Source organism: Novosphingobium sp. Gsoil 351 (assembly GCF_009707465.1).
GTDB lineage: Bacteria > Pseudomonadota > Alphaproteobacteria > Sphingomonadales > Sphingomonadaceae > Novosphingobium.
The window spans coordinates 3,135,812-3,151,448 of the sequence record NZ_CP046120.1 but is presented as its reverse complement, the minus strand read 5'-3'; the positions used below and the strand labels follow the sequence as shown (position 1 = coordinate 3,151,448).

Here is a 15,637-nt window from a genome sequence, read left to right as displayed (position 1 = left end):
ATCCCGAAATCGACAGCGGCGTTTCGAAGTGGCGGTCAGTGCCCTTTGGGCCACACCACTCCCTGCACGGCCGGGACCTGTCCAATGCCCTTGAAGACGAACCGCTGCACGCGCTTACCCTCCCACGTTTCCGTGGTGTAAAGGTTGCCCTTCGAATCGGTTGCGATGCTGTGCACCCCGTAGAATTGACCGGGTTGGCGACCACCGTCTCCGAACGTCGTCAGCACTTTGAGCGATTGGCGGTCGACCACCCTGATCTGGTTGTTGGTTCCGTCCGCAACGTAGAGATAACGCTGCTGGGGGTCGCGCGACATGGCAATGTCCCAGACTGCTCCCGACCCTTGCGTGTTCGTGTCGTAGAAGGCTTCCTTCACGAACTTCCCTTCAGGGGTGAAAACCTGAATGCGGTCGTTGCGACGGTCGCAAACGTACAGCAGCCGATCCACCGAAAGCTGGGCGCAATGCACGGGGTTGCGAAAAATCTTGGAGGGCGGCGCGGACGGATCGTAATCCGGGAGCGGCGTATCGACCGGCTTGCTGCCATAAGCGCCCCAGGCACGCTTCATCGTGCCGGTGCTCGCGTCGAGCACCGCGATGCGCTTGTTCAGGTAGCCGTCGGCGACGAACGCCTCGTTGGTCTGCTTGTCGACGAAGACTTGGGCGACCTTGCCAAAGCTCTCTGGGTCATTGCTGTCGCCGGCATAATCGGCGGTAGCGCCGTATTGGCCTTCACCCTTGGGAGCCCCAGGCTTCTTGCGCGCGCCCTTCTTGCCGATTTGTAGCAGGAACTTGCCGTCCCTGGTGAATTTGAGGATCTGGGAATCGTCTATGCCGTTGCCGCCAAGCCAGACGTTGCCTTGGTAATCGATGGTGATCTGGTGCATCGCCGTCGGCCATTCATAGCCGGCGCCCGGTCCTCCCCAATGGCGTAGCAGATTGCCCGCCTGGTCAAATTCGAGGATTGGCGGAGCCACGGCGCAGCAGTTGGCCGTCTTCGAATCTAGCCGTTTCTCGTTCTCGTCGACGGTCTGGGTGCCACGATGCGTAACCCAGATGTGATTGTCCGCGTCCACAGCCACTCCGACGACCGAGCCCAGGATCCAGTGATTGGGAAGCGGCTTCGGCCACATCGGGTCGACTTCGAACCGAGGGGCCCTCACGGTCGGCCCCGCCTGGGCCAGACCCGGGGTCGACAGTCCTGCGCCAGCGCCCAGGAGCAGCATGGCCAATGCTCCGACCGATCTGATCTTCAGGGCTCGGAGCCTGCTCGGTGCCGTTCTCATCATCTGAGGTTCCTTGTCATTTCGAGTTCACTTGCCCAGCCCGGTCCGCCTGAGCGCGGACCGGGCCAGGAATTCGGGCACGCGTCTGTCAGATCAGAAAGACACCCGAACACCGCCGGTGAAGTAACGACCGATCACGTCGTAGGCGGCGTTATAGGAGGAGGCGAAGCTCGACGACACGCCGAACGCACCAAACGGTATCCGGCGATTGAAAAGGTTCTGGACCGACAGGAATACCTGCTGCTTGCCGCCCCCCAGCTCAAGATCGTACTTCGCCGTCAGGTTGGTGTAGAAGACCGCCGGAATCCGACCGTTGGCAATATCGATACCGTCGACCCATGGCTTGTCGACGCCTTGCCGCGCAGGTCCAAGGTACCGTTCTTGAACGAACAGGCCGAACGGACCCTTCTTCCAGTCGACCTGGGCCAGGCCGCCCCACTTCGGTGCGCTGGGCAGGCCTAGCGCGACGTTGGGTGCTGACCCGGGTGTAACCGACTCGTTCTTCAGGCCATGGTTCGCGATGATCCGCGAACTTAGCTCCCCGCCAGCGAAATCGGTCTTGTAGCTGAGCTCGAAATCGATGCCCGCCACGGTCTGCTGGCTGAGGTTGACGTAGCCGCGATTCACCACAAGCGTGCCACCCGTGACCGTCAGCTGCGCGCATTGCGCGGCGTTGCCGGCGAAGCACTCGCTGATGATCCGCTCCTCGCTGAAGAACCCGATCGCATCCTTCACCTTGATCTTATAGTAATCGACCGACGCTTGCAGTCCCGGCAGCCAGGACGGCTTGTAGACGGCGCCGACCGTCAAGGTCCGCGCCCGCTCCGGCGCGAGGTTGGGATTGCCGCGCAGGAACGTCGTCGTCGGCAGGGTGCCTTGCCCCGGATACGAGACGTTGCCGCTGGTCTTGAGACCCGGATTGAAAAGCTCCTGCAAATTGGGCGCCCGCACGTCCTGGGACACTGTGCCGCGAAGCCGTAGGTCGTCCGTCAACTGCCAGCTTGCGCCCACCTTCCAGGTCGTCACGCCGCCCGAGGTGCTGTAGTCGGCGTGACGGACTGCGCCGTTGAGATCGAGCGAGCCGAGTATGCTGTCCGCCAGAACAGGCAAGCCTACTTCGATGTAACCCTCCTTGATGTTGTAATTCCCCGAGAAAGGCAGGGGGTTGAAGAAGCGGAACGGTCCCTGGACGCCGTTGATCGCCACCGGCGCGCCGCGGATGCCGGTGAAATCGTTCTTCGTCGGGGAAAGCGCATCCACAGTCTGGAAGGCGCTTTCCTTGCGGTATTCCAGACCCGCCGCGACCGCGATCGGACCAGCAATCTGGAAGCTGTCGCCGAGATTGCCCCGGATATTGGCGCTGAACACTTGCTGACGCAGGCGCAGGTTCAGGAAGCTGTCGTCCGTGACGTAGTCGCTGATCGCTTTGTCGACCGGCTGCACGCCGAACAGATTGCGGGGCGTGCACCCTGGATCGAGGCCGGAGAGGGTCGATCGACAGACGATCTTGCCGCTGGCGTCGCGCACCGCGTCGGCGGCGGCAAAGGCGTTCCGGGCGACCGCCAGGTTGGTGTTCGCCATGAACTGATCGGTTTGTCCGAAGGTATAGCCGGCATCGTATTTCCAGCTGTCGCCAAACGATCCGCGCAATCCCACCGATGCACGATAGACATCGGTTTTCGCAACATTGTGGTCGAGCGGCAGTTCGCTCTCCGCCCTGCCCAACTTGAACGAGGTTATCCCGGCAGCGTCCATTCTCGCGGCGACCGCGGCGGGCAGATAGGCGTTGTCGCGAAAGATAGTGTACTGGGCGAGAGCCGTCGTCGCGTAGTTGTAGAACGCCGCCTGGTCCGTGTGGCTTTGGGCGTAGAGGCCGTCGGCGTACACCGTCAGCCTGTCGTTCACGTCGAATTCCGCCCGGACATATCCGCTGAACCGCTTTTGCCCCGGGAGGAGGCCGAGGTTGCCCTTCGCGCCGTCGCCCCCGTTGATCCAAGTGTAGTTCGATGCACCCGGGCTCCCATAATTGAAGGCCGAGGTTGCTCCGTTTCCAAGAAACTGGGTGCCGACCAGCGGGCCGCTGGTGATAAGCCCACCGTAGGTTGCCTGCCCGCTGCGGACCTGGCGTGCATTGAACTGGCGCGGCGTGCCGTTCGGAATGACGATTGTGCCCTCGCCATTGTCGAAAAAGTCGCGGCCGGTCTTCTTGAGCGGCCCGATGCCCTTCTGATCGAAAGCATCGATACCGACGATGAAGCGTGCCGTATCGTCAGAGGTGGAAGCGCCATAGGCGAGCGACCCCGAGAATTGACGGGCATCGCCAAAGGTCGAGATGCCGCTCTGGAGTTCGCCCTTGAAGCCCCTCAATCCCGTATTGAGGACGAAGTTTACGACGCCGGCGACGGCGTCCGATCCGTAAGCGGCAGAGGCGCCGCCAGTGACGACGTCCACCCGGCTAACCAGCCCCTGCGGAATGACGTTGATGTCGACCGAACCGAGAACGTTGTTTGCGACCATGCGCTGTCCATTGAGCAGCACCAGGGTTCGCGTAGGCCCCAGCCCGCGCAAATTGAGGAGGTTCTGGCCGATGTTGCGATTGGCGGCGGTGGGCAGCGAGTTCGACGACTTGATGCTGCCGGCGAAAACCGGAAGCTGATTGAGGCCGTCCGCCAAGTTGCCCGGCGCGGCTTCCTTCAGTTTCTCCGACGTGGCGACCGTCACGGGGGTCGGCGCGTTGAAGCCGGACGCACCAATTCGCGTGCCGGTAACGACAATATCCGAACCGCCGCTGCCTTCAGCGCTCGCGGCGCCCTGATCAGCGCCATCGGCAGCGCTCTCCGGCGCTTCCCCTGCGGTTAACACGGCGTCTGCCGCCGGCTGGTCTGCCGGAGCGACCTCCTGTGCATGGGCGGTCGCTGTCGTGGCAAGGATGATTGCGAGAACCGCTGAACCCTGAGAGAGCCTCGTACGGATGCAATTGTGTGACATTATTTCCCTCCTATTTGGATTATTGGTTTATCTGGATACAAATTAGCGGTTTGAGTTGCAGAGCAATTGTCTCGAAGCCCCAGAAACGATGTCATTTCTTTCTGACAAACTTTCGCAGCGATTTGCCGCTTACTTCAGCGACGTAGATCGAGCCCTTCCTGTCGACAGTAAGCATGTGCGAGCCGGTCAATCCCGACACGTGGAACAGGGTTTTTTCGCTCTTCATGTCGATGACCGACATGCTCCCGACCGGCTTGGTTCCATCGGCGACATAAAGCGTCCCGTCCCGGGTGATGAACAGCCCATATGGCGTGATGTCATTCTTGATCTGCCCAAGAACCGCGCCTTGCTGATCGAAGATCTCGATCCGCTTGTTCCCGCGGTTGGCGACCAGCAGTCTGCCCTTGGAGTCCATCGCAATGCTGTGCGGGACCATGAGCTGGCCCGGCTCGGTGCCTTTCGTCCCCCAGGACTTCACGAACGTGCCGTCCTTGGAGAACCTGACGATCCTGGTATTGGTGCTTTCTCCGTCGGCGACGAAGATGTCGCCGTTTGGTCCCACGGCGACATCGGCGGGGCCGTTGAGGGCGACCTTGGAATCATTGTCGCCGGCCACGCCTTTTGTGCCCAGTTCCATGAGCAGTTTGCCGTCGCGGGTGAATTTGAAGACCTGGTGCAACGCCCGTGAGGTGATCCACACATTGTCGAACCGGTCGACGCGAAGTCCATGCACGCCGGGGAGATCCCCGGTGTTCCATGACCTAAGGAACTTGCCCTTGGGATTCAGGACGATGACTTTGAAGGGCGTGCGCTGCAGCGCGTAGATGTCGCCGTTGGAATCAATGTCCACGGCCATCATATCTTGCCAGGTGGTCCCTTGTGGCAGCTGTGCCCAGTTGGCCACTTGTTCGTAGACGCGCGCGCGCGGGGCAGGTGAAGCGTGCGCTGGCGCGATCACGCACGCCGCGGCGAGGCTGGCGGAGATGGCGAAACGCCGCGTCAGGGTGATTGCGTCAAACATCTGAATTTCCTTCATTGGGTCACGGCCATGCGGGTGACCGGTTCGATCTGCGCAGGCTCGAGATCGGGGCTCGCGCCGGCAGGCAGCAGCGGTCCGCCGGCCAGTGCGCTCTTGAGGCGAGCGGCGTCGAGCCCGCCCTCCCAGCGGGCAAGAACGATCGTCGCGACGGCGTTGCCGATGAAGTTGGTCACCGAACGACATTCCGACATGAAACGGTCGACGCCGAGGATGAGCGCGAGCCCGGTGACGGGAATGCCCGGCACGATCGAAAGCGTCGCGGCCAAGGTAACGAAGCCGGCACCGGTGACCCCTGCTGCGCCTTTGGAGCTGATCATCGCTACGCCGAGCAGCAGAAGCTGCTGGCCCAGGGTCAGATCCACGTTGCAAGCTTGAGCGACGAATAGCGCCGCCAAAGTCATATAGATGTTGGTGCCGTCCAAGTTGAACGAGTAACCCAAGGGAATGACGACGCCGACGATCGATCGGCGGCATCCGGCGCGCTCAAGTTTCTCCATGAGGCTAGGCAACGCGGCCTCCGAGGAGGCAGTGCCAAGCACCAGGACGATCTCCTGTTGCAGATAGGCGATAAGCTTCAGGACGGAAAAACCGCTCAGCCGTGCAATCGCGCCAAGCACCAACAGGATGAAAAGTGCGGAAGTGACGTAGAACAGCGCAACCAACCCGGCCAGATTGACGAGGGCGGAAATTCCGTACTTCCCGATCGTGAAACCGATCGCGCCAAGCGCACCCACGGGCGCGGCTCGCATGAGCATGTGGACCAGCTGGTAAACGATGGACGAAGCGCTCTGCAGCAAGCGCATCACGGGCGCCGCGCGTTCCCCGACAACCGACGCCGAAATACCGACCAGGATGGCGACCAGCAATGCCTGAAGAATATTGCCGTCAACTTGCGAGGACAGCAGTGTCGTGGGAATGATCTCGGTCAGAAACCCGACGATAGTCCGGTCGTGAGCGTCCCGCGCGAATTGGCTGACGGAGTTGGCGTCGAGCGATGCCGGATCGATGTTCATTCCGGCGCCGGGCTGAGCGAGGTTTGCCACCACCAGCCCCACAATCAATGCGAATGTGGACACGACGAAGAAGTAGCCTAGCGTCTTCGTGGCAAGGCGCCCCAGGCCGCCGAGTTCCTGCAGCCCGGCGATCCCCGTTACCACCGTAAGGAAAATCACCGGAGCGACGATCATCTTGACCAGTTTGACGAAGCCATCGCCCAAGGGCTTCAAGGCCATCCCGACGTCGGGAAAAAGAAAGCCGATCGCGACGCCCAAGGCGATCGCCATCAGCACCTGAAAATACAGGTGCCTATAAAGCGGCACGCCGGTCCCGGCGTTGAAACCACGCCGGCCTAGTTCGTCATCGAGATGGGGGTCGCCCAATTGCATCCTCGCTCCAGATTGGCCCTCTTCGAAGCCGTGAAACGAAAATACGGGTCAGCCTGCGACCCCACAAACCGAATGTCGGAAATCGTTAACTCACTGAAAGCACAGTACATTTCTTGTCAGTGTCTAGCGGAGGCGTGCGAATTTCCGCCAGCGTGACCGATACATTGTGCGGATTTCCGCTCAATCCGTATGGCACGAGTTCGAATCAATGGTATGCAGCCGGATGAACGCTCATCCGTTCACCACCGCCTTGAAGCGTCCGGGACGAACTGCGCTGGTGGTGCTGCTGAGCGCCGTGGTGCTGTTCCTGATGGGCGTCGCCATCGAGCGGTGGGCGGTCAGTTCCGCCGCGCAGATAGCACAGCTGGCAGCTAATGAGCGAATGCGTGCGAACGCCGGACTGTTCGAAAGCGAGCTGCAAAAATACCGGCTGCTCCCCCTCGTCTTGGCGGAAAACAGCGACGTCATTTCGCTCGTCGAATCGCACGACCCGAATGTGGCCAAGCAGCTGAACGGAAAGCTTCGTTTCCTGGCACAGCACACGGGTTCCGAGGTGATCTACGTCATCGACTCGAGCGGCATCACGCTGTCCGCGAGCAACTTCGACTTGCCGACCAGCTTCGTCGGCCAGAACTTTGCATTCCGCCCCTATTTCCGGCGCGCACTGATCGATCGAAGCGCTGAATACTTCGCAAGAGGCCTAGTCAGCGGTCAACCCGGGCTGTTCTTTGCACAGGCTGTGTCAAACGGTCGCGGCGTCATTGTCGTCAAGATTTCGCTCGACCGCCTCGAAGCGATATGGGGCCACCAGCCGGGCATAACCATTATTCGTGACCCCGATGGTATTATCACAGCTGCGAGCATCAAAGACTGGGTGCTCCATCCCAGTCGACCGTTGTCACCCGCTGCTCGCCAGAAGGCTCAAAAGACGCTCCAGTTCGGGGCGACAATGCCTGCTTCGCTGTCGTTCGCCCTACCGCCCCCAACCCTCGCCGGCAGCTCAGATCAGGACATCGTCGTCCTGCCACCAAATCGCCGCTACGCAATTGCCTCCACCTCATTGCAAATGGATGAGTGGATTCTCAGCTCCCTAGAACCGATGGATGCCGCGCTGCGCGACGCGCGGCTGCGGGCGCAAGTCATCGGGTTGGTCGTAATCCTGATACTAGTGCTGTGTCTCGGTCTCACCATCCGAAGCGTCGAACGGCGGCGGCTTCTGGTCTCCTCGCGTCGAACCTTGGAGCGAGAGGTCAAGCGGCAGACCGCGGAACTGCGCGACACCAATCAGCAACTGGTTGCCGAGGTGTCTGAGCGCGAGGCCGCCAGCCGCCGCTTGCGCACGGCGCGAGATGAGCTCGCCCAGGCGAACCGGCTCGGGTCCATCGGCCAGATAACCGCCGGGGTAGCGCACGAGATCAACCAGCCGGTTGCGGCAATCCGCACTTTTGCCGAGAACGCCAAAGTGCTGATTGACAAGTCTGACACTGTGGAGACCCAGCGCAACCTGGACGTGATCATCGACCTCACCTCCCGGATCGGTGACATTACGACCGAATTGCGCAATTTCGCCCGCCGCGATCCTCCGCCGATCGGAGAGATTAATCTTGGCGATGCACTCGATGGCGCACTGATCCTGATCGGCGACCGGCTACGCGGCGAAGGTGTTGCGCTCGTGATGCCTAAGGAACTTGCAGCCTCAGTCATGGTGTTGGCCGACCGGGTCCGGCTGGAGCAGGTGGTGATCAACCTGCTGCAGAATTCGCTGGATGCTTTGGCAGAGACCGAAGACCGGCGGATCGAAATCCGCCTAGAGACGCGGCCGGACCGTCCGAATGTTCGGCTCACCTTTGACGACAGCGGGCCCGGGGTGCCCGCAGGCATGCGCACGACATTGTTCGAACCTTTTGTGACGGGCAAGAAGCAGGGCCTTGGTCTGGGCTTGGGTATTGCTCAGAATATCGTTCGGGAATTCGGGGGGGAGTTGGAGATGACGGCGTCTAGGTTCGGAGGCGCCGCTTTTTGCGTAACGCTCCTCAAACCGTGAGCGAGTCTCGCGGACTTGTCGTCTTCGTCGACGATGACGAACTCCTGCGCGTCGCAAACAGCCAGTCGCTGAGCCTTGCCGGTTTTACGGTCAGAACCTACGCGGACGCGCGATCGGCGATACGCGACATTGACGCCCAATTCGACGGTGTCGTGGTCAGCGATATCCGCATGCCGGACATGGACGGACTGCAATTTTTTCGAGCGGTGCGCGAGATCGATCGGGACATACCGGTAGTGCTGATAACGGGGCATGGCGACGTGCCGATGGCGGTATCGGCCCTGAAGGCCGGAGCACATGACTTCCTGACCAAACCATTCGCGGCCGAGCATCTTATCGCCACAGTGCGCAGTGCCTGTAGCCTGCGCGCACTTCAGCTTGAGAACCGCAGACTGCGCCAGCTGGCAGACGTTGTGCCCTCCAAATCTCCGCTGGTAGGCGAGACCCCAGCAATTATTCGGCTGCGGGTTTTGATCGATCAGATTGCGGCTGCCAATGTCGATGCGATCATTGAAGGTGAGACGGGTACAGGCAAGGAACTCGTGGCCAGAATGATCCACCGTGCAAGTCGGCGACGGGGTAACTCATTTGTATCGGTCGCCTGTAGTACGGCAGCTGCCGGGTCGCTCGAGGGAGATATGTTCGGCGATCATTTGCCAGGCCAATCGCGTAGGCGGATCGGCCTGATCGAAACGGCCCATAGAGGCACGCTATACCTCGACGATGTCGATGGCCTGCCGTTCTCGGCTCAATCGCGGCTCATGCAATTGCTCGATGATGGCGTGTTGCGCGGAAGTAATGCAACTTCCGACTTGCCAGTTGAAATTCGGATAATCGCGAGCAGCAAGATCGAATTGTTGCAGGCTGTCCGCGAGGGACGCTTTCGCGAAGATCTCTACTACCGCTTGGAAATGGCGCGACTGACGCTCCCATCGCTCCGCGAGCGTAAGGCGGACATCCCCCTTCTATTCGCTAATTTCGTAGGTGACGCACTGCCCAAAGGTGTCGCCTCGATGCCCGAGATTACCGAGGTCGTCCGTCGACATTTGATCGACCACGATTGGCCTGGAAACGCGCGGGAGCTGCAGACCTATGCAACCCGTTTTGTGTTAGGCCTCCTCCATTCCGAAGACGCCGGCGAGCAGCTGGAGACCAAGGCGTCGCTCTCAGAACGCACCCGGCGCTACGAAGAATCACTCATCCGTGACGTTCTAACTCGCTGCAATGGCGATGTGTCAATCGCGCTCGCCGAACTGAAACTCCCGCGAAAAACTTTTTACGACAAGCTGGCTCGACACGAAATTGAGATCGGTCGTTTCCGCAAAAAGCCTTGATCGTCACGCCGCTTCTACCATCGGTGATCCGACGGCCAGCGGCTGGCGCTAAAAAATCACGCGCAAAGCGTCTACATGACGACTGTTTCTGGGGCCTAGGTCCTCGCCCTTGAACGGCCGGAATGAAGCGCGTTACCGAACGGCGGAAGCGGGGCCGGTACCGGAATGGCGACTTGCGAACACATGAGGCGTGTAAGGGGGACCAGTTAAGCGAGACTACTCCCGCCATAATAGGTGGTGCGGGCCTAAGGCACGCTAACTTCCGTTCGAAAATGGAGGCACGAAGCTCGACGCCTTCACGCAGCCGAAGCACACCCAAACACGGCATGACAAAGCGATATAGCGCGTGGATCGCCGACGAGGTCCGCGCCCATGTGATTGGGCGCATAGCCCATCGCGATTCCGCTCTCCCGGTCTGCGCATCCGACCGAGCCGCCCCAGCCGCCATGTCCGAAGGCGGCGCGCGCAGGCCCCATCGCGCTGCTACCGTTGACCATGAGCCCCATCGCCCATTGCGGGTTGAAGCCGAGCACCTGGTCGGTCCGATCCGCGGCGATCGCAGTCATCGCTTCGAGGGTTTGCTCCGACAGCACCGCACCCGACAGGGCCGCTGCGTAGATCCGGGCAATGCCCTGCGCCGAGCCGTGGCCATTCAGCGCTGGCAGCTCAGCGCTGCGCCAATCCGGAGCGTTGGCACGGATCGGGTCAAGTTGCGGGCTGGCCAAAGCCAATTGCATAGCGGGGTTCATATCGAGCGTGTCGAGATCGACCGGCTCTTGCGACGGAATGATGTCGGCCACGCGCGCTGCCAGATTTTGCGGGAGGCCCAGCCAGAAATCGGCCTGTGCCGGTCCGGCGAGTTCGTCGGGCAGAAACTGGCCGAGCGTGCGGCCGTCAACCCGCCGAACGATTTCAGCGACCAGCGTGCCCCAAGTCGCGGCATGATATCCGTTGACGGTGCCCGGTTCCCACAGGGGCGCCTGGCGGGCGAGACGGTCCGCGCACAGCGGCTGATCGAACAGTTCATCGACGCTGGTCGGCTCGACGAACCCGGGGAGCCCGGCCTGGTGCGAAAGCAGTTGGGCGACCGTGATCTCAGCCTTTCCTTGCGCAGCGAATTCGGGCCAGTGGTCCGCAACCCGATCCTCGTAGCGCAACCGCCCGCGATCGACGAGGATGGCGACGCAGATCGCGGCGATCCCCTTGGTGGTCGACCAGAGGTTGACCAGCGTATCGCGAGTCCACGGAACCGACCCTTCCCGGTCGCGGTGGCCGCCCCAAAGATCGACCACACATTCACTGCAGCGATAGACCGCAAGCGAAGCGCCGACCTCGCGATAGGCGAGCGGCCGTTCGAAGTTGGCGGCGAAGGCATCGCGTACGGCCTCGAAGCCTTGGGCGACGAACCCTTCGATCATCGCGCCTTCAGCCCGAATAAATAGAGCCGCTGAAACTCGTCAGCGATGCTCTGGATGCGCTCCTCGTCCTCGCCGTCGAACCATTTCGGGATCCAGCCGAACGTCCCCGCCAGTGCCACGCCGGTTCCCAGCAGGTCGACCTCGCGCATGCTGCCGTCGGCAATCCCGGCCTCGACCGCTGCGGGAAAGGCGTGCTCGGACCGCCGCGCCAGCGCGGTGATTTCGTCGCGGGCATCTGGCTTGAGCGCCTCGACCCCAGCCAGAGGCGCGAGTGGCGAGAATTCGGCGCGCGCGTTCATTTCGACCAGCAAGCGAAACCCGGCGGCGGCGCGGGCAACGCCTTCGCCCTCGAACCGCGCCATTGCCTCGAGGATGCGGTCGCCGAGATCGAAGGCACGGCGATAGCATTTGGCGACCAGATCCGGCTTGTCGCTGAGGTAATGGTAGATCACGCCCTTGGTCGCACCCAGCGCGGCGCCGATCTCGTCGAGCGATGTGGCATCGATGCCCTTGCGATTGAACAGCCGCGAGGCGGTGCGCAGCAATTCCTCGGTCTTCATCGCGGCCGCGGCCTCGCGGCTGAACACATTGCCGCGCGGCGCCCGAAGCGCCGTCACGTCGATCCGGGGAAGTTCGAGAATCGTCTCCGGCCGTTTGGCCATACCGTTTCGAAACAGGTCTACCGCTGCTGCCGTGCTTCGCGCTCGCAGCTCGGGGTCGTCCTCGAGCCAGCGCGGCGCCAGAGGAATCCACGAAATCATTCCGAACACCGCCTGGGCGACGATCGCCGAGGTCGCATCTGCGGACCTCGCCGCGTTGTTGGCCGGAGTCGATCAGTTCGCGCAGCTGCGCCAGCACGCCGGCGACGAGCGCGTCGATCGTCGCCCGCTGCTCATCATCGAGATAGGCGATCTCGCTGAGCACCGCTTCCTCGACCGCGGCCTGATCAAGGCGACGGGTGACGAACGCCTCAACGCGATCAAGCACGGATCCCGGCGCTTGCGCAGCCGCAGAAAGGTCGCGGGCCAGCGCTTCGCACGAGCGCCGGTAGCACTGAAAGACGAGATCCTGCCGATCGTCCGCGTAGTAGTACACCGCGGCCCGCGACAGCCCGAGCGCCGCCGCGACGTCGAGCAGCGCGGTTTGGGCAATCCCCGTGCGTTGAGCTGGCGGGCGGCCTCGTCGAGCAGCAAATCGCGCCGGCTCCGCCTGGCGGCACGGCCGGACGGCAACGCGATTGGCGTGATTGTCGACTGGCTCATCTGGCTCCTCGGTAGAAAGACATACGCATATGTCAAATCACTTGACAAGCCCAATTCGACGTGTCGATATGCAAACATACTCATATGTAAAACAGGTGCTACAAGCACTGGCACAAGCCAACCGGGTCTGGGGAGAAAGAAAATGCTCAAGGCAACAAGGATCCGCAGCGGACTGACCCTCGCTTTCCTGAGCGCCACCGCCGTCCCGACTTGCGCCCTTGGCCAAGCCTCCACGACTGCGGCGGACGACGGCAGCTCCGGCGTCTCCGGGGAAATTGTCGTCACCGCGCAGCGGCGTGAGCAGCAGCTAACCGATGTGGGAATAAGCATCGCTGCGCTGTCCGAGCGCTCGATCCAGGAAGCGCGGATCAGCCAGATCGAAAACATTGCTGCGGCCGTCCCCAACGTCGACATCAAGGAGCAGGTGCCCGGTGCGCTCCCCGTGGTGACCATCCGTGGGATCGGCCTCGACGACTTCAGTTCGACCAACAGCCCCTCCGCCGGGGTCTACGTCGACGAGGTGCCGCTCGCCTCGATCGCGCTCATGAGCAGCGAGATCTATGATCTCGAACGGATCGAGGTGCTCAAGGGTCCGCAAGGCACGCTCTACGGACGCAATTCGACCGCCGGCGCGGTCAACATTCTCACCGCGCGGCCCGACGACTCGTTCTCCGCGCGCGCCTCGGCCGGGTACGGGAACTTCAATGCGTTCGAAGCGGAAGGCTTCGTCAACGTGCCACTCAGCGATACGCTGGCCGCCCGAGTCTCCGCCCGCACGGTTCAGCAGGGCAAAGGGTATTGGACCAGCCGTCGTCTTCCCGGCGAAACGCTGGGCGAGCGCAACATTTTGACAGGCCGGGCGCAGCTCAGCTGGAGACCGGACGATGCCCTCGCGGTCACGCTCAAGGTCGAAGGCCTGCGCTCGCGCTCCGAGATGGGCCAAGGCGAGTTCTTCGGGACCGTCAACCCGCTGACCGGCGGTCCCTGCGCGCCGGTACTGGCCGGTCGTGTCGACAACAGTCAGTGCACCGACTTTTTCGGCTACACCGACACCGATGGCGATCCGTTCCGCGCGACTGGGCGCGCGACGCGTTCTACGACATCGACAGCTGGGACGCGACGCTTAAGGTCGAGGCCGATCTTGGCGCGGTCGAATTGCGCTCGATCACCGGGTACCGCTGGCAGGACCGCGGCTTCGACATCGATTCCGACGCCACACCCGCGCGCCAGGTCGATTTCGTCCAGAACGACAAAATCAGGCAGTTCACGCAGGAACTGCACCTGTTCGGCCAGCTCGGCGTCTCGGACTGGCTGATCGGCGCGTTCTACTCGCACGATCGCGTCACGGTTCGCACCCCGGGCGACCATCTCGACCTGTTCGTCACCCAGACCCAGATCGACGCCGACCAGAAGACGGATTCGGCGGCGACGTTCGCCAATGTCGACTGGAGCCTTGGGGACCGGCTCTCGCTGGTGACCGGGCTGCGCCTCACTTGGGAGAAGCGCAGCTACGTCGGTGGAACCACCGACCTCAACCCGCTCGGATTCAGCTTCCTGTGCACGCCGGCCGGACTGTGTGCGCCTGGCGTGCCCGGACCCGTCGCCCTCACCTTCCGTGACGACAGCATCTCCGACACCAACCTGACCGGGCGGATTGCGCTCGAGTACAAACCGACGCCGGGCGGCAGCCTGATTTACGCAAGCATTTCCCGAGGCCGGAAGAGCGGCGGCTTCTTCAGCGGTATCACCACCGACAATCGCGCGCTGATCCCCTATCGTCCGGAGACGCTGACGGCCTACGAAGTCGGCGGACATGCGCGGCTAGCCGGCCGTACGATCCTCGCCAACGCCGCGCTGTTCTACTACGATTACGACGACGTCCAAACGTTCGTCCGCGACGACGGCGGCGCCATTCCGGTCCAGCGGCTCGGCAATATCGGCCACGCCAAAGTCTACGGCGCCGATCTCGATGTCGATTGGCGGCCGCTCACGGGTCTCGACCTGTTCGCCGGAATCGGACTGCTCAAGACCCGCCTCGGCAGCTTCGTCACCGGCGCCGGCCCGGTCGCTGCCGGGAACGAACTCCCCAATGCGCCCTCGTTCACCTTCAACGGCCGCGCCCGTTACGAATTTCCGCTGTGGACGACGCTCAAGGCCTCGATGCTCGCCAGCGCGCGCTACAGCGACGGCGTGTTCAAGGACGCGGCCAACGATCCGCTGATCAAGTCGGGCGCCTATTGGCTGCTCGACGCGCGGATCGCGGTGGGCGCGGCCGACGACCGCTGGGAGGTGGCGCTGTGGGGCAAGAACCTCACCGACAACCAGCACGTCGTCCAGGGTCTCAACGTTGCGTCGCTCGGTTTTGGCAACAGGACTTACAATGCCCCGCGCACTTACGGCGTGACCGGTACGGTGCGGTTCTGATGAGGGTCTTCGACGCCTTGCCCGAGGCGCGGCTCGAGTTCCTCGGCAACGTCGAGGCCCAGCTCGCGCCGGCGCACGCGCTGCTCGATGCCCCGTTCGGCGGACGCCTGATCGTCGACGTCACCGCGGCACGCGTCGAAGGCCCCCGGCTCAAGGCCTCGCTGGCCGGGACCGCGGCCGCCGATTGGGTAACGGTATCGGCCGATGGAGGGAGCGGTGCGCTCGATGTCCGGGCCACCCTCAAGACCGACGACGGCGCGTTGATATTCTCCGAGTATCGCGGCCGGGTGCAATTCGATCCGGGCGGCGTGCACCCGGTCTTCGTCAGCCCGCGCTACGAGACCGGCGACGCCCGCTACGCCTGGCTCAATGGCTTGCAGTGCATCGGCAAGGGCATTTCCAACGCCCGGGAGCGCTGGCTCCGCTATCGCCTTTACGCGGTCGTTTGAAGGTCCCTCGA

At 62.5% G+C, this 15,637-nt stretch carries 10 protein-coding genes and 1 pseudogene; 5 read left to right on the top strand and 6 right to left on the bottom strand.

What is annotated here, in order from left to right:
• Positions 1-35 precede the first annotated feature (35 nt).
• The 4 genes from GKE62_RS15235 to dctA all read right to left on the bottom strand — a co-directional run bounded on the left by GKE62_RS15235 (position 36) and on the right by dctA (position 6,695).
• Positions 36-1,223 carry a hypothetical protein gene (locus GKE62_RS15235; RefSeq protein WP_230206737.1) on the bottom strand — a complete coding sequence of 396 codons (1,188 nt, stop codon included), beginning with the start codon at positions 1,221-1,223 and terminating at the stop codon, positions 36-38.
• A 153-nt stretch (positions 1,224-1,376) separates the two neighbouring features.
• Positions 1,377-4,271: a TonB-dependent receptor domain-containing protein gene (locus GKE62_RS15230; protein ID WP_154692977.1), complete on the bottom strand. Its 2,895-nt coding sequence runs from the start codon at positions 4,269-4,271 to the stop codon at positions 1,377-1,379.
• A 91-nt stretch (positions 4,272-4,362) separates the two neighbouring features.
• Positions 4,363-5,292 carry a peptidyl-alpha-hydroxyglycine alpha-amidating lyase family protein gene (locus GKE62_RS15225; protein ID WP_195908444.1) on the bottom strand — a complete coding sequence of 310 codons (930 nt, stop codon included), beginning with the start codon at positions 5,290-5,292 and terminating at the stop codon, positions 4,363-4,365.
• Between the two features lie 11 nt (positions 5,293-5,303).
• On the bottom strand, positions 5,304-6,695 hold the full coding sequence (gene dctA, locus GKE62_RS15220; RefSeq protein ID WP_154692975.1) for a C4-dicarboxylate transporter DctA: 1,392 nt from the start codon (positions 6,693-6,695) through the stop codon (positions 5,304-5,306).
• A 223-nt stretch (positions 6,696-6,918) separates the two neighbouring features.
• Between dctA and GKE62_RS15215 the strand changes: the two genes are divergently transcribed.
• Positions 6,919-8,739, top strand: coding sequence for an ATP-binding protein (locus GKE62_RS15215; RefSeq protein ID WP_195908443.1), 1,821 nt, complete (start codon positions 6,919-6,921; stop codon positions 8,737-8,739).
• Positions 8,736-10,073 (top strand): sigma-54 dependent transcriptional regulator, encoded by a 1,338-nt coding sequence (locus tag GKE62_RS15210; RefSeq protein WP_154692973.1) that lies wholly within the window; start codon positions 8,736-8,738, stop codon positions 10,071-10,073. The genes GKE62_RS15215 and GKE62_RS15210 overlap by 4 nt, the downstream gene beginning before the upstream one ends.
• A gap of 296 nt (positions 10,074-10,369) precedes the next feature.
• Here the strand turns inward: GKE62_RS15210 and GKE62_RS15205 are convergent, their stop codons facing one another.
• The gene (locus tag GKE62_RS15205; protein WP_154692972.1) at positions 10,370-11,491 is read right to left on the bottom strand and encodes a serine hydrolase domain-containing protein; all 1,122 of its coding nucleotides are present in this window, start codon (positions 11,489-11,491) and stop codon (positions 10,370-10,372) included.
• Positions 11,488-12,078, bottom strand: coding sequence for a TetR family transcriptional regulator (locus tag GKE62_RS15200; protein ID WP_230206735.1), 591 nt, complete (start codon positions 12,076-12,078; stop codon positions 11,488-11,490). Before GKE62_RS15200 ends, GKE62_RS15205 begins: the two co-directional genes overlap by 4 nt.
• Here GKE62_RS15200 and GKE62_RS19815 point away from each other — a divergent pair.
• The 3 genes and pseudogenes from GKE62_RS19815 to GKE62_RS15185 all read left to right on the top strand — a co-directional run.
• Positions 11,996-13,375 (top strand): annotated as a pseudogene (locus tag GKE62_RS19815) (TonB-dependent receptor plug domain-containing protein); the annotation flags it as partial. The gene GKE62_RS15200 and the pseudogene GKE62_RS19815 overlap by 83 nt on opposite strands.
• 401 nt (positions 13,376-13,776) lie before the next feature.
• Positions 13,777-15,177 carry a TonB-dependent receptor gene (locus GKE62_RS15190; protein ID WP_195908441.1) on the top strand — a complete coding sequence of 467 codons (1,401 nt, stop codon included), beginning with the start codon at positions 13,777-13,779 and terminating at the stop codon, positions 15,175-15,177.
• Positions 15,177-15,626 (top strand): DUF3237 domain-containing protein, encoded by a 450-nt coding sequence (locus GKE62_RS15185; RefSeq protein WP_154692968.1) that lies wholly within the window; start codon positions 15,177-15,179, stop codon positions 15,624-15,626. The genes GKE62_RS15190 and GKE62_RS15185 overlap by 1 nt, the downstream gene beginning before the upstream one ends.
• The last annotated feature ends 11 nt before the right edge of the window (positions 15,627-15,637 follow it).

What these genes read in the sequence shown, in the direction of transcription:
- GKE62_RS15225 (WP_195908444.1), bottom strand. Translation starts at nt 5,292, where the DNA reads ATGTTTGACGCAATCACCCTGACGCGGCGTTTCGCCATCTCCGCCAGC.
- dctA (WP_154692975.1), bottom strand. Translation starts at nt 6,695, where the DNA reads ATGCAATTGGGCGACCCCCATCTCGATGACGAACTAGGCCGGCGTGGT.
- GKE62_RS15215 (WP_195908443.1), top strand. Translation starts at nt 6,919, where the DNA reads ATGAACGCTCATCCGTTCACCACCGCCTTGAAGCGTCCGGGACGAACT.
- GKE62_RS15230 (WP_154692977.1), bottom strand. Translation starts at nt 4,271, where the DNA reads ATGTCACACAATTGCATCCGTACGAGGCTCTCTCAGGGTTCAGCGGTT.
- GKE62_RS15205 (WP_154692972.1), bottom strand. Translation starts at nt 11,491, where the DNA reads ATGATCGAAGGGTTCGTCGCCCAAGGCTTCGAGGCCGTACGCGATGCC.
- GKE62_RS15185 (WP_154692968.1), top strand. Translation starts at nt 15,177, where the DNA reads ATGAGGGTCTTCGACGCCTTGCCCGAGGCGCGGCTCGAGTTCCTCGGC.
- GKE62_RS15235 (WP_230206737.1), bottom strand. Translation starts at nt 1,223, where the DNA reads ATGCTGCTCCTGGGCGCTGGCGCAGGACTGTCGACCCCGGGTCTGGCC.